This window comes from Mesorhizobium sp. B2-4-7 (assembly GCF_006442685.1).
Taxonomy (GTDB): domain Bacteria; phylum Pseudomonadota; class Alphaproteobacteria; order Rhizobiales; family Rhizobiaceae; genus Mesorhizobium.
In genome coordinates, this window is sequence record NZ_VFVH01000001.1 from 943595 (window position 1) to 956516 (window position 12922).

Consider the following 12922-nt stretch of genomic DNA (forward strand, 5'->3'; position numbering starts at 1 on the left):
GTCAAATATCAAGTCAAAAAGCCACAAAATATCACATCAAGATGCGATGATCAGTTCCGGCCCTTTTTGTAAAAGCGCGTCGGCAAGCGCAGGTTGCGGCCGGGCGTCGACGATAACGCCGGCGGTGCGGTCGAAGTTCGGAATCCTCAGCGGCGTCAGCTTGCCGAACTTGCTGCTGTCGAGGACGAAATAGGTCTTGCCGGCGAGCGCGATCATGCGGCCGCGCTGCTCGGCGCCGGCCCTGGTGAAATCGGTCACTTCGCCATCCGGCGATAGCGCGCCGCCGCCGAGAAAGGCGATGTCGACGCGAAAGCGCGCCATTGCATCCAGCGCATCGATGCCGGAAGCGGCCTCCTCGCCCGGGTCGACTTCACCGCCCAGTATGTGCACACGCATGCCGGGCACATGGCACAGATGCAGTGCAATCTTCAGGCTGGCCGTGCATATGGTGAGATCGCGCAGATCATTCATGGCCTGCGCGACGGCCAAGGTGGTGGTGCCGGAATCGAGGAAGACCACCATACCGCTGCTAACGAGGCCGGCCGCCGCCCTGCCGATGGCCGCCTTGCCAGGCGCATTCTCCCGGCTGCGCAGGCCCATTGCCGGCTCGCTCGGCTCGAAGCGAGCGGCGCCGCCGTGCACGATGCCGAGCCGTCCCTGGTCAGAAAGCAGCTTCAGGTCGCGGCGGATGGTCTCGCGCGAGACGTCGAAGAAACCGGCCAGTTCGGCGACGCTGACGGAGCCCTGGACGCTCAGGCGCCTCAGGATCTCGTCATGGCGGCGAGGAGCAAGGGCACGTGCCGGCAGACGGCTGTCGGGGGACATGAAGAACCTCATATCGAACGAATGATGTTGCAATATGTGGCAGTGAACCGGCCGGGAGGCAACCGCGAGGACGGCGTGGCCATAGTCGATCGATAAGGTCTGGCCCTGTTCGGGTGCTGACCCGGCGTCAGCGTCCGCGCAGGCTTTGCAGATTGTGCACGTGGACGTGGTCGCCGGCCGCCACGGCAGCCGTCAGGCGGCCGATCGCCTCGCCGTATTTGCGTATGGTGGAGCCGGCGGCCAGGTCGTGCAACGCCAGCTTATGACCGGCTTGCAACGCGGCGCCGGCCTTGAGGACAACCCCCTCGCGGGCGCCTCGCGTCGTCACTTCGGCGCCTGCCTCGACCGGTTCCACGAGGACAGCCACGTCGTCGTCAGCGTGCAGCACTATGGCTCCAGGCTTGGTCATGCGCCGGCAAGCCGGACCTGGACGCCGGTCGCGTCTTCGCGCAGCTTCAGCACGGCGCCGACATCCTTGCCGGCCATGCCGGCGTCCATCGCCTCCCTGAGCACGGCAAGCGTGGCGCCCCCGACCGGCGTCTCGACGCCGAGCGCATCATTCATCGCCAAGGCAAGCCGGCAATCCTTGTGGGCGAGCTTGACCATGAAGCCGGGCTCGAAGTCGCCCTTGAGCGCGCGGTTGTGCATCGCCACCGCCAATTGCTGGTTCCAGGCCATCGTCGTCTTCAGCACGCTGATCATGGTGTCGAGCGTCAGGCCCGCCTTGGCGCCGGCGACCAGCGCCTCGGAGCTGGCCGTTATAAGCACGCTGGCCAGCAGGTTGTTGGTGAGCTTCATTGCCTGCCCCATGCCGAGCCCGCCGCAATGGATGAGGTCGGCCCCCATGCTCGACAGTATCGGGCGCGCGCGCTCCAGCACGGCGGCATCGCCGCCGATCATCAGCGTCGAGGTTCCGGCGATGGCGTGCTCCACCGTCTTGCCAACAGGGCTGTCGATCATGTCGACGCCGCGTTGCGCCAGCCATGCGCCGATACGCTGGGTGGTCTGCGGGTCGATCGTGCTCATGTCGATATAGAGGCTGCCGGCCCTGAGGCCATGGCCGATGCCGTCGGCACCGAGCACGGCCGCCTCCACATCAGGCGCATCCGGCAGCATGGTGATGACGATTTCCGATTGCTGCGCAACCTCGCGCGGCGACGCCGCCGCCCGGGCGCCGGCGTCGACGAGTTTTTTCACCGCCACGGGATTGAGGTCGAAGACCGTCAGCGCGTGTCCCGCCTTGAGCACGTTGCGGGCCATGGGTGCGCCCATGGTTCCAAGCCCGACAAAACCGACTGACGTCATGGATCAACTTCCTTCCCTGAATGACTCTGAATGCGCGTGCCGCCCGAACTCCTCAGGACGGCACTTTCCACTGGTCGAGCTGCCATGCCGGCAGGCCACGCAGATCCTTGGCATTCTTGTCGGTGAAGCCGCTTTCGTCCGGCACCTTGCCCGTGCCCTCATAGGCTTTCTGAAGCAGCGGCGCCGCCTTGCCGAAGGCGGCCTTGACCTGGTCCCAGCTCAGCGCCTCAGGAATCATCTTGCCGGCAACCATGAACTGGGAGATCTGGCTGATCGCCGCCGCATCGCCTTCGGTCGGCCAGATCCAGCCGCGCTGGAAAAGCACCTCGTCGCCGATGACCTTGGCGCCCAGCGCAGGATCGAGCCCCCAATATTTGACAACCGACTGCGAGATCTCCCGCGCGTCGATCTTCTGGAGATCGGCAAGCGCACGTTGCGCGGCCGTCAGGAAGGCCTGGCCGAGCGCGGCATCGTCGCCGACGATGCGGTCGCTGCAGATCCAGAAGGAACGGTGCAAATAGTAGCCGTCGGGGTAGAATTTCGACTTCTTGACGCCGGGCAGCATGTGGCCTTCGCCCTCGCCCGCGGGTCCGCTGTAGCCGGCCTCGGTATAGCCGAACGAATTCATGATCCCGGTGAGGCCGGTTTCGGCATTCGCCTTGAGGAAGGCCGGGTAGATCACCACCGACGCGTCCATGCCCTCCGGGAGGGACGCGGCAACGGCCTGGGTCGGCGTGTTGACGATGTTGATGCCGAAGGCGCGCGGGTCGGCGTCGCCCAGTTCCTGCAGCAGCATTTGCGAGAGCGCGTTGTAGGGGTCGCCGCCGACAAGCGCGCCGACGGTCTTGCCCTTGAGGTCGCCGATGTTCTTGATAGCGGAGCCCTTGCGGGTCGCCAGCACCATGCGCATGTGGCCCTCGCCGACGGTGAGGATGTTGATCGGCTGCGCCTGCGAAAGCAGCCGCACGATCGGCGTGTTGCCCCACATGCCGATGTCGAGATCGCCGGAGACGAAAGCCTCCACCATCGGCAGCGCGGAAGGATAGTCGCGCCAGTCGACTGTCAGGTCGTAGCCGAGTTCGGCGGCCGCCTTCTCGAGCAGCTTTTCGTTGATCATGCGTTGCGTCAGCGGCGAGTTGCCAGCCGCGTAGGGCTGGCGGCCGATTGAGACCTTGGCCGGCTTGCGGTCCTGCGCCCGCACGATCGATGGCATGGCCAGCGCGGCAGCCGCGGCACCACTCAGGACTGCGCGTCGGTTGAATGCGGTTTCCATAAGTTTCCTCATGACAATCCTCTCCCTGTTGTCGTTTCAGTTCATCGTTGCGCGGTAAGCCTCTTCGCGGATCAGTTCCCAGATCGATTGGCTGAGCCTGGCGAAATCGCCGGAGCGCCGCGTCTCGTCGCCGCGCGGCCTGGGCAGGTCGATGTCGATGACCTGCTTCAGGCGGCCCGGATGGCTGCTTAGCACCGCGACCCGGTCGGCCAGGAACACCGCCTCGTCTATGGCGTGCGTGATGAAGACGACCGTCCGCCGCTCGGCAGCGGGGCGGTCCTGCCCCCAGATGCGCAGCAATTCGTCTTGCAGGATGACGCGGGTCTGCGCGTCCAGCGCCGCTAGCGGCTCGTCCATCAGCAGGATTTCCGGCTCGTTCGCCATCAGGCGCGCCAGTGCCACGCGCTGGCGCATGCCGCCCGATAGCTGGTGCGGGTACTTGTCCTCGGAGCCGGTCAGGCCGACCATTTCGACGGTGCGGTTGACGCGGTCGGCGCGCTGCGCGGGCGAAAGCCCTCGCCCGGCTGGCCCATAGATCAATCCGAACTCGACATTGCCGCGCACGGTGCGCCAGGGAAACAGGGCATAGTCCTGGAACATCACGCCGCGTTCGGCCCCCGGTCCTTCGATCGGCCTGCCGTTCAGGCTCATCGTACCCGACGTCGGCCTGTCGAGGCCGGCGAGCATGTTGAGAACGGTCGTCTTGCCGCATCCGGACGGGCCGACGATAGCCATGAACTCGCCGGCCTTGATGTCCAGCGACAGGCTGTCGACCGCCACCACGGAGGCAGATTCCCCGAAGGATTTGCTGACGCCGTCGAGGCGGATCTTGGCATCGCTCACGGCTGGCTCCACGGCACGGCGAAGGCGAGTGCGGCACGCAGGATGCGGTCGAGCGCGAAGGCCACGATGCCGACCGCGATCATGCAGACCACCATGCCGTTGAGATTGATCGAGTAGGCGTAGAAGACGAACATCATCTGGCCGATGCCGCCGCTGCTGCCGGACTTGGCGCCGACCGCGAGCTCGGCGGCAATGATCGCCGTCCAGGCGATGCCGAGGCCGATGCGCATGCCGACCAGAATGGATGGCAAGGCGGCAGGCAGCAGCACCACCCGCATCCGCGTCAGCGGCGCCAGCCCCATGGTCAGCGCGGCGCGCATCAGACTGGGCTCGATGCGCTTCACGCCCGAGATGGTGTTGATCAGGATCGGGAAGAAGGCGGCATAGGCAACGATGGCGACCGCTGCCCCGGAACCCGAGCCCAGCCAGAGGATAACCAGGGGCAGGATGGCAAGTGCCGCTATCGGCCGGAAGGTCTCGACCAGCGGATCGAGATTGCGCTCGACGGCCGGCATGCTGCCCATAACGATGCCAAGCGGGATCGCCAGCAGGGCGGCCGCCGCGAAGCCGGCGAAGACCCGTCCCAGGCTGGTGGCGAGACCGGCCGCCAGATCGCCGTCGCGCAGCATAGAAATGGCCGTTTCGGCCACCGTGCTGGGGCGTGGCGCCTGGGCGGAGCCGGACGCGAGAGCTTCCCAGACGACCAGCAGCAGCACGGGAACGATGAGGCGAAGCACAAACCTGTTCATCGCGCCACCTCCGTCCGCGCCCACGGAGTCAAGACATCAGAGAGCCAGCGCAACCCCTTGTCCGTCAGGAAGCCGAGCAGGCCGATGGCGACGATGAAAGCCATCACCGTCGGCGTCGACAGCATGCTGCGGTAGTATTCGATGGCGTAGCCGAGGCCGTTCGGCGCTCCTACCAGTTCGGCAGCGACGACGGCGGTCCACGAGGCCGCCACCGCAAGCCGTGCCGAGACCAGGATCGCCGGCAGCGCCGCCGGAACGATGACGCGCCGCATGATCGCCCGCCCAGACAGGCCCATCGTGCTGGCCGCCGCGACGAGCCGCCTGTCGACGGCGGCGGCGCCCGCGGCGGTGCCGATCAGCAGCGGGAAGAAGGCGGTATAGAACATGATGAACAGCGGCAGCCGATGGCCGATGCCGAACATGTAGAGCGCAAGCGGTATCCATGCGATGCCGGCTATCGGCCGCAGGATCTCCACCGGCAGTTCGAGCAGATCGTTCCAGAGCCGGCTGCGGCCCATCAGCAGCCCGAGCGGCACCGCCACCGCCGCGGCAGCCGCGACGCTTACCAGCAGACGGGCCAGACTGATCCCTGCATTGCCGAGCAGTTCGCCGTTGAGGGCCGTATCGCGTAGCGCAAGCGCAACCGCGACCGGCGACGGCAAGAGCAGCTTCGAAGGCACGAACAACGAGCCGACATACCAGGCAAGGACGAACAGGCCCATCGTGCGCAAATACACGAACAGGCTGGTCAGGCGCGCAAAGCGCATTGTCCTTTGGCCGGCATCGTTCGAGGGGATAGCCGTCACAACGAGCCCCGCACGCGGGTCGGAACTTCGAGCCCTTCCCCCAAAATCTCGCCGAAGGTGAGGGTGCCGCCAGCGACATCGAGGATGGTCGCCAGCAGCCGGTTCGCCGCTTCGGCGACGGTTTCGGTCCCCTCCGAAACCGGGCTGGCGTCGAAATCGATCTGCTCAGGCAGCCGGCGAGCCGTCTCGCGCCGCGCCGTGATCTTGATCGTCGGCGCGAGCGCGCTCGCGGTGCTGTTGCCTGGTCCGGTTGTGAACAGCATGATCTGGGCACCGGCCGCGGCGAAGCCTGTCATCGATTCCGGCGAGAAGGACGGGCCGTCCATGAGGTAAAGGCCGCCGGCGGTGACCGGTTCGGCCATGCCGAGCACGCCGTCGATGCGGCAAGTTCCCGTCTTGGCCAGGGCGCCGAGCGACTTCTCCTCGATCGTGCTCAACCCGCCGCGTATATTCTCCTCGCCCGGATTGTTGCCGGTCAGGCTGTGGCCGGAAGCGGCGGCGAAGCCTTCCTTGCGCTCCACGGCCTGCAGGATCTGTCGTGCCACCGTTGCATCGCGAGCGCGCGCCGCGAGTATATGTTCTGCCCCCAGCCACTCGACGGTCTCACCGACAATGACGGTGCCGCCATGCGAAACCAGAAGATCGACCGCGGCCCCCACGACCGGATTGCTGACCAGACCCGACGTCGCGTCGGAATGGCCGCATTCGATGCCGACCACCAGCTGCGCGCCGGGCAAGTTCTCGCGCCGGATCCGCGAAGCCTCGCGCAGCAACGCCGCGCCGCGCCTGATGCCCTCGCCCATGACCGACAGCATGTCCTCATGCTGCTCGGCGAAGGAAACGCTGGCGACCGGCTTGCCGCAAGCCGAAATGCGGGCCGCGACCATCTCGGTCGTCGCCGAATCCACTCCGACCACCAGAACGGCGGCGGCGTTCGGATTGCGGCCGAGACCGACAAGTTGATCAAGGTGCAGGCCGAGGTCCGGCTCGATGTGCCCCCTGCCCGCGCTCGTCGCGGCCAGAAGCGCGCCTTCGAGACCCGCCGCAATTCGCTCGCTGACACGCAGCGCCAAACCATTGATGCACAGGATCAGCACATAATTGCGGATTCCGGCGCGGCCATCGACCCGCCTGTAGCCACTGAATGGCGGCAGGCCGTCGATTTTGTCGGCACCGGAGGCAGGCAGTGGCATTGGCGTTTCCAAACCGTCGCGAGCGTGGCAATCTCTTCAAATCTCAATATTTGATCAAATGTCGCCTTGGCAAGGGCAAAATTGACTTCTTTCGATCGCCGTGCGAGCAATATTTGCTCAAATCAGGGTAGGCTTGGATGCATGGCGCGTATTCCCGACGTTCAGAAGCTTCTTCGTGACGACATCGTTTCCGGAGCCATTCCATTCGGGGCAAGGCTGAGGATCGACGATCTCGCCGGCCGTTATGGCGTAAGCCACATGCCGGTCCGCGAGGCCTTGCGCGCCTTGAGCGGCACGGGACTGGTCGTGCTGGAACCCAATCGCGGCGCCAGTGTCAGGACGGTCCACATGTCGTTTGTGATCGACCTGTTCGATATCCGCAGCGCCGTCGAAACGATGCTGGCGCGGCGCGCCAGCGAAAGGCGCACCGCCGAGCACCTGCGCGATCTGAAGGCCGCGCAGGACATGCTTGAGCAAAGAGTGGCCAGCGACGACTTCCTTGCCGTCCCACATGCCAACAACATCTTTCACGGCGTCATCAACGAGGCGGCGGGCAATCCGGGCGCGCTGTCGATGGTGGATCGCAACTGGCTGCTGGTGGCGGCGATCTGGCAACGCTACGGCTATGACGAGGGGCGCTTCCATGGCGTCATCGACGATCATCGCCATATCATCCGGGCCATAGAGCGCCAGGATGCCGGCTCGGCGGCGACCTTGATGGGCGCGCATATCGAAAAGGCCAAACACGACCTCCTGGCGCGCATCGCCGTCGATCCCAAACCCGATATCGGCCGGCAATGACGGCCGGGTTCGAGGTCGCGGCGTCGACGGGCGACACGCTGGGCGAATCGCCGACATGGCTGGCGCGGGGCGGAGAGCTGTTCTGGGTCGATCTGCGGCGTCCTTGCCTGCACAGGCTGCGGCCCGAGACAGGAGCGGTGACATCGTGGCCGATGCCTGAGGTCATCGGCTCGGTGGTTCCACGAGCATCGGGCGGTGTCGTCGTGGCCTTGCGGCAAGGTCTCCACGCATTTGATCCCGCCAGCGGCGCACTGAGCCTGCTGGCGCGCGTGGAGGATGGGCCGCCCGAGCATCGGCTGAACGACATGAAGTGCGATCCCGGCGGCGGCATAATCTGCGGCAGCATGTGGGACTATGGGCTGCATGCGTCCGGGGCGCTTTACCGGATCGACGCCGCCGGAAGTTCGAGCCGGATCCGCGACGGGATCGCCGTGCCCAATGCGATCGCCTTTGCCCCGGATGGCCGTACCGTCTACTTCACGGATACGCGGCAAGGCGACATAGAGCGGGCGGATTTCGACCCGGCGAGCGGATTTGTGGGGCCGTGGTCTCTGTTCGCCGACCGGCACGCGGCGCCTGGAAAGCCCGACGGCGCCACCGTCGATGCGGACGGCTTCCTCTGGAATGCGCGCTACCAAGGCGGCTCGCTGGCGCGGTTCGCGCCCGATGGCCGGCTCGACAGGCTGGTCCCTCTGCCAGTCACTCAGCCGACCTCCTGCGCCTTCGGCGGTCCAGGCCTGAAGACACTGTACGTGACGACCGCAACGCAGAAGCTGACGGAGGATCAACTGGCCAACGAGCCCCTGGCGGGTTGCCTGCTTGCACTCGACGTCGGCGTGGCGGGACTGCCGGAGCCGGCTTTTGCCGGTTAATCTCGGCTATTGCCAGCCGAGATGGCGGCCACCCGTCGCCTGCAGGTCCGCCCCGGTGATGAAGCTGCCGGCGTCGGAGCAAAGCAGCAACGCCGCTCCCGCCATCTCGCGCGCCTCGCCGGCCCGCTGCATCGGCGCGGACCCCTTCTGGATCTCCGCCCATTTGGCCGCGTCCTCGCGGCGCCAGCGATTGCGCTCGGTAACGACAAGCCCGGGCGACAGGTTGTTGATCGTCACCCCGTGTGGCGCATAATCCTTGGCAAGGTTGAATGACAGATTGTGCTGCGCGCTCTTCAGCGCGGCATAGACGGCGAGATCGGATTCGGGCCGCGTCTGGTTGATGCTGCCGATCGTCAGCACACGGCCCCAGCCATTGTCCTTCATGCCGGGCAAGGCGGCCTGCAGCAATTCGATCGTCGCCTTGAAGTTGATCTGGATCTGGTGCTCGATCTGCTCGGCGGGTAGATCGAGGAAAGGCGTGCGGTACTGGATCGAGGCGCAGACGACAAGCACGTCGACACCACCCAACGCCTCGATCGCCGCCTGGACACAGCGAGCCGCCTCTCCGGCCCGAGCGAAATCAGCATCGATGGCGACGCCGCGCCTGCCCTTCCCGCGAATTTCACGGACAGCTTCGGCGGCCGCATCCGGCTGCCCGAATGCCACGTCGGCGTCGCGAGCGAAATGGACGGCCACATCGGCGCCCGCCTCGGCAAAAACCCGCACGATCTCACGGCCGATGCTGACGCTGCCGCCGGTCACCAAGGCGCGCCGGCCAGCCATCGTGAAGCGCTCGGCAAGAGCCAGCGCATTCTGGATGTCGATCTCTTCCTTTTGCACCGTCAATAGCCCAGCCTTTCCAATTTGATCACACTTTTTCTTTGGAGTGCTCTTCAAAACGCATTTTCAGGGAGAAATCCAGAACCAATTCTTCCATTTGATCAAATCAGGCAAGCTGAAAAGCAGCGTCCCTGGCGGCAGCGGCTAGACGAAGGCGTACAGCCCGTCACGCGCGCCCATCGGAATTGGACAAAGATTCTAAGATTTTCGCGACAGACCGTCGCCTTCTATGGCGTTGACCAGTGTCTCGCTGCCTTGGCGCAGATGCTGCGTCAAAACGCTAACGGCCTTGCCGGCGTCGCGTCGCCGGCAAGCGGCCAAGAGGTCGCGATGCTCCGTCTGCGAGCGGGCGCGGTAGTCGAGGTTCGACAACAGGATACGGACGTAGCGGTCGGCCGCATTATGGTGCGCCTCGATCAGGCCGAGCAAACGGCGATTGCCGCAGGCGTCATAAAGCGCCAGATGAAAGGCCCGGTTCAGCACGCCCCACCTGCCGACATTGCGCTCGGCATCGATCTGATCGAGCACCTGTTCGGCCTCGTCCAGCTTGCCGCCGGGCAGGCCGGGAATGGAGAGCCGCAGTGCCTCGCACTCGAGCAGTTCGCGCACGGCATAGATCTCTCGGATCTCGTCGCCGTCCATTCTGGCGACGTGCGCACCCTTTGTCGGGTGGATGGACACGATGCCTTCGGCCTCGAGCTGACGAAGCGCGTCCCGGATCGGCATCCGGCTGAAGCCAAACTGCTCGGCCAGATCATCCTGGCGCAACGTCGTGCCGGCCTTCAGGGTCCCGCTGGCAATGGCCTCGCGCAAGACATTGGCGACCTGCTCGGCAACCGTTTGCGGCCTCTCGATCAAGCCTTCGCCAAATCCGCGCAATCCATGCTCCCATTTCACGTATCGTCAGCTTAGGGGAAAGCTTCATTCTCGGATATAGGTATCCATGTGTACGAGAAGAGTTGCACGCCGGCGGCGATGCGCCCGGCATGGACGCGAGATCGCCGCGGCGAAACCTTCGGAACGGGAATGGCCAAGACAGCCGAAATCGTCGAGCGGCTGCGTTATCTCGTTGCGATGGAACTTATCTTTACGGCTACGGGGTGGAATTGCGCGGTGTAGTCGACAGCATGGGCGACGGGCCGCAGCGAACCTTCGCCGCCGTGCGCTCCCTTGTCAGCCCGCTTGACGATGACCGCGAAATGAGCACGGACATGACACGGATCGCACGGATGGTGGCGGGCCCACGCGACTGACGCGCCAAGGCGCTCGGGCCTTCCTCTCACGCAGAAAAGGACACGCCTCTGCGGCGCATGCCTGCCTGCACGCCGTGGACGATCAGGCGTGACAGGATTTCCATGTCGGGCGGCATTCGGGGACGCCAGATATCCAAAAGCAGGGCCACGCGAGGCTTGTCGGCGTTGTTTGTCACTTCGTGAGGGAAGGTGTCGTCCCACAACAGACACTCGCCGTCGGCGATCCGCCTCTCCTGATGATTGATCATCATGACCGTCGCCGGACGACCATCTGCCTGTCGAGGGATCACCAAGCCGAGATGGAACCTCATTATGCCCCTGAAAGGGCCGCGGTGGCTGGGAATGTGCTTGCCCGGAGCCAGGAAAGAGATCGCCGCCGACTTCACCTCAGGGCATTCTGCAAGCAGCCGGTCGAGGACCGGCATTCGCGCGAGGTTTTGCGGAACCGCGACATCGTAGGCCTTGAGCACGAACATACGCCAGTCGCGACCGTCATTGGCCGAGATGTCGGCCTGTTCAGGCATGATGTCGTGGAAGCGGGGCGCCTTGCCCACGGCAAGCGCTTCGTCGCGGATGGCCTGCCAGGCGGCCGTGAACTTGGTGGCGTTTGGAAATTCGCTGGCGGTATCGAGGATCGCCGGCGCGTCGATGCGCTTTTCGTAGATCCGCCGCACCAGACCGGATGCAAGATCGTAAACTTGAGACATTTCATGGCCTCGAGGACATCATGAAACGAATATCCGGCAATTAAGTTGCTGATCTTGTTCGGCGTATGCCTGTCAGCACGAATTCGTGACCGACGAACAGTCCCGCGATCCCGCGCCTTGTTGCTGGCGTTCGTCAGCGTTCAGGGGCGCGTTCGACCAGACGAAACCTGTAGCGATCCCGTATGAATTCATTGAAGAAGCGCCCCTTGGAAGAGGCGGCTTTGAAGGCAGCGTAGGTCTCGGGCTCCACGTCTTCGTAGTCGTAGCGGTTTCCGCTCGGTACGAACCAGACCGAAAGCGCCCTGGTGGTGGGATCGTACTGTGTGCTGCGGATGGCCGTAGAAGGCATTGCGTTCTCCCGGATGGATAATCCGGGGCGCAAACGGAAGTTCCAACTGTGCCGGGCAGCCTTGGCTGGCAGGCCTTCCTATAGTGAGCAGCGCAGCCGGATCGTCCGTCCGCGCCAGAAGACGAAGGAGCCGGCCCGGTTCTGCCGAGCCGGCCCCAAGGGATCAGAACGCCGGCTCGACCGCGTTGACATTGTCCTTGGTGACGACCGTCAGCGGGATCGGCAAACGGTCCTTGACCTCCTTGCCGTCCATGATCTCCGCCACGGTGTTGATCGCCAGGCGGCCGTCCTCAACCGGCGACTGCACGATGGTGGAGTACATTTCGTTGGTGCGGATCGATTCGAACGCATCCTTCTGGCCGTTGATGCCGACGATCGGCGGTGCCGCCTTGGCCGGATTGGCCTCCTTCCAGGCGTCGATGAAGCCGCGCGCCATGGTGTCGTCATTGGCGTAGACGCCGCTGATCTGGTCGCCGAAACGGGTGATCAGGTCGCGGCTGACCACCAGCGCCTTCTGCTGGTCGAAATCGGCATTGACCGTATCGAGCACCTTGATGTCGGCGCTGGTTTCCTTGAGACGATCGGTGAAGCCGCCGACGCGGCCGATCGTCGTGCCGTTGCCGGCCTGGCCGGCGATGATGACGACGGAACCCTTGCCGCCAAGCGCCTTGCTGAGCGAGTCGGCCGCAAGCTTGCCTTCCTCGTAAACGTCGGGCCCGGTGAACGACTTGATGAACGGCTTGGCATCGTCGCTCATCGGCGAGTTGATAAGGATCGCGGGAATGTTCGCCTGTTGTGCGCGGGCCAGGCCCGGTATGTAGGCCTGCGGGTCGAGCGGCCACAGGATGATGCCGTCAACCTTGCGCGCGACGCAGGTGTTGAGCTGCTCGGTGCCCTTCTGGACGTCGAAATCCTGGCTGAGGCTCAGGATCTCGATGCCGAGTTCGCCGGCGCGCGCCTGGAGCGCCTTGTTGGCCGGCGTCGCATAGGCATGCGAATCCGCGGCCGTGACGTAGCAGACCGTCTTTGCACTGGCCCAGCCTGTCGAGGCCAGTATTACCGCCATGGCGGTAATGTGGAGCATGCTTTTCTTGCCAATCATAGGT

15 protein-coding genes are annotated in these 12922 nt (G+C 64.8%); 2 read left to right on the forward strand and 13 right to left on the reverse strand.

Annotation, left to right across the window (positions count from 1 at the left end):
- Window positions 1-36: 36 nt before the first annotated feature.
- The 8 genes from FJ946_RS04685 to FJ946_RS04720 form a co-directional block, all read right to left on the reverse strand.
- Window positions 37-825, reverse strand: a complete 789-nt coding sequence (locus FJ946_RS04685) for a DeoR/GlpR family DNA-binding transcription regulator (protein ID WP_140564385.1) — start codon at window positions 823-825, stop codon at window positions 37-39.
- Between the two features lie 127 nt (window positions 826-952).
- Window positions 953-1234 (reverse strand): UxaA family hydrolase, encoded by a 282-nt coding sequence (locus FJ946_RS04690; RefSeq protein WP_140497576.1) that lies wholly within the window; start codon window positions 1232-1234, stop codon window positions 953-955.
- The gene (locus FJ946_RS04695) at window positions 1231-2130 is read right to left on the reverse strand and encodes an NAD(P)-dependent oxidoreductase (RefSeq protein WP_140514491.1); all 900 of its coding nucleotides are present in this window, start codon (window positions 2128-2130) and stop codon (window positions 1231-1233) included. The genes FJ946_RS04690 and FJ946_RS04695 overlap by 4 nt, the downstream gene beginning before the upstream one ends.
- 52 nt (window positions 2131-2182) lie before the next feature.
- On the reverse strand, window positions 2183-3415 hold the full coding sequence (locus tag FJ946_RS04700) for a PhnD/SsuA/transferrin family substrate-binding protein (protein ID WP_140564386.1): 1233 nt from the start codon (window positions 3413-3415) through the stop codon (window positions 2183-2185).
- A 24-nt stretch (window positions 3416-3439) separates the two neighbouring features.
- On the reverse strand, window positions 3440-4246 hold the full coding sequence (locus FJ946_RS04705; protein ID WP_140547458.1) for an ABC transporter ATP-binding protein: 807 nt from the start codon (window positions 4244-4246) through the stop codon (window positions 3440-3442).
- Window positions 4243-4995, reverse strand: a complete 753-nt coding sequence (locus FJ946_RS04710; RefSeq protein ID WP_140564388.1) for an ABC transporter permease — start codon at window positions 4993-4995, stop codon at window positions 4243-4245. The genes FJ946_RS04705 and FJ946_RS04710 overlap by 4 nt, the downstream gene beginning before the upstream one ends.
- Complete coding sequence (locus tag FJ946_RS04715; protein ID WP_140564389.1) at window positions 4992-5762, reverse strand: ABC transporter permease; 771 nt, start codon at window positions 5760-5762, stop codon at window positions 4992-4994. The genes FJ946_RS04710 and FJ946_RS04715 overlap by 4 nt, the downstream gene beginning before the upstream one ends.
- A gap of 35 nt (window positions 5763-5797) precedes the next feature.
- Window positions 5798-6994 (reverse strand): UxaA family hydrolase, encoded by a 1197-nt coding sequence (locus FJ946_RS04720; protein WP_140564390.1) that lies wholly within the window; start codon window positions 6992-6994, stop codon window positions 5798-5800.
- Between the two features lie 141 nt (window positions 6995-7135).
- Between FJ946_RS04720 and FJ946_RS04725 the strand changes: the two genes are divergently transcribed.
- Window positions 7136-7795, forward strand: a complete 660-nt coding sequence (locus FJ946_RS04725) for a GntR family transcriptional regulator (RefSeq protein WP_140497561.1) — start codon at window positions 7136-7138, stop codon at window positions 7793-7795.
- Window positions 7792-8667, forward strand: coding sequence for an SMP-30/gluconolactonase/LRE family protein (locus FJ946_RS04730; RefSeq protein WP_140514479.1), 876 nt, complete (start codon window positions 7792-7794; stop codon window positions 8665-8667). The genes FJ946_RS04725 and FJ946_RS04730 overlap by 4 nt, the downstream gene beginning before the upstream one ends.
- Before the next feature lie 6 nt (window positions 8668-8673).
- Here FJ946_RS04730 and FJ946_RS04735 read toward each other — a convergent pair whose 3' ends face one another.
- The 5 genes from FJ946_RS04735 to FJ946_RS04760 all read right to left on the reverse strand — a co-directional run bounded on the left by FJ946_RS04735 (window position 8674) and on the right by FJ946_RS04760 (window position 12918).
- Window positions 8674-9507, reverse strand: coding sequence for an SDR family oxidoreductase (locus tag FJ946_RS04735; RefSeq protein WP_224519090.1), 834 nt, complete (start codon window positions 9505-9507; stop codon window positions 8674-8676).
- 198 nt (window positions 9508-9705) lie between these two features.
- A complete protein-coding gene (locus tag FJ946_RS04740; RefSeq protein ID WP_224680229.1) occupies window positions 9706-10386 on the reverse strand; it encodes a GntR family transcriptional regulator in 681 nt (226 codons plus the stop codon).
- A 400-nt stretch (window positions 10387-10786) separates the two neighbouring features.
- Entirely contained in the window at window positions 10787-11467 is a 681-nt protein-coding gene (locus FJ946_RS04750) for an aspartyl/asparaginyl beta-hydroxylase domain-containing protein (protein ID WP_140514473.1), read from the reverse strand.
- 133 nt (window positions 11468-11600) lie between these two features.
- On the reverse strand, window positions 11601-11816 hold the full coding sequence (locus FJ946_RS04755) for a KTSC domain-containing protein (RefSeq protein ID WP_140514471.1): 216 nt from the start codon (window positions 11814-11816) through the stop codon (window positions 11601-11603).
- A gap of 163 nt (window positions 11817-11979) precedes the next feature.
- On the reverse strand, window positions 11980-12918 hold the full coding sequence (locus tag FJ946_RS04760; RefSeq protein WP_140564391.1) for a sugar ABC transporter substrate-binding protein: 939 nt from the start codon (window positions 12916-12918) through the stop codon (window positions 11980-11982).
- Between the last annotated feature and the right edge of the window lie 4 nt (window positions 12919-12922).

Excerpts from the sequence above, each read along its gene's own strand:
- FJ946_RS04685 (WP_140564385.1), bottom strand. The coding sequence starts at position 825 with ATGTCCCCCGACAGCCGTCTGCCGGCACGTGCCCTTGCTCCTCGCCGC.
- FJ946_RS04690 (WP_140497576.1), bottom strand. The coding sequence starts at position 1,234 with ATGACCAAGCCTGGAGCCATAGTGCTGCACGCTGACGACGACGTGGCT.
- FJ946_RS04695 (WP_140514491.1), bottom strand. The coding sequence starts at position 2,130 with ATGACGTCAGTCGGTTTTGTCGGGCTTGGAACCATGGGCGCACCCATG.
- FJ946_RS04700 (WP_140564386.1), bottom strand. The coding sequence starts at position 3,415 with ATGAGGAAACTTATGGAAACCGCATTCAACCGACGCGCAGTCCTGAGT.
- FJ946_RS04710 (WP_140564388.1), bottom strand. The coding sequence starts at position 4,995 with ATGAACAGGTTTGTGCTTCGCCTCATCGTTCCCGTGCTGCTGCTGGTC.
- FJ946_RS04715 (WP_140564389.1), bottom strand. The coding sequence starts at position 5,762 with ATGCGCTTTGCGCGCCTGACCAGCCTGTTCGTGTATTTGCGCACGATG.
- FJ946_RS04720 (WP_140564390.1), bottom strand. The coding sequence starts at position 6,994 with ATGCCACTGCCTGCCTCCGGTGCCGACAAAATCGACGGCCTGCCGCCA.
- FJ946_RS04725 (WP_140497561.1), top strand. The coding sequence starts at position 7,136 with ATGGCGCGTATTCCCGACGTTCAGAAGCTTCTTCGTGACGACATCGTT.
- FJ946_RS04730 (WP_140514479.1), top strand. The coding sequence starts at position 7,792 with ATGACGGCCGGGTTCGAGGTCGCGGCGTCGACGGGCGACACGCTGGGC.
- FJ946_RS04750 (WP_140514473.1), bottom strand. The coding sequence starts at position 11,467 with ATGTCTCAAGTTTACGATCTTGCATCCGGTCTGGTGCGGCGGATCTAC.
- FJ946_RS04755 (WP_140514471.1), bottom strand. The coding sequence starts at position 11,816 with ATGCCTTCTACGGCCATCCGCAGCACACAGTACGATCCCACCACCAGG.
- FJ946_RS04760 (WP_140564391.1), bottom strand. The coding sequence starts at position 12,918 with ATGATTGGCAAGAAAAGCATGCTCCACATTACCGCCATGGCGGTAATA.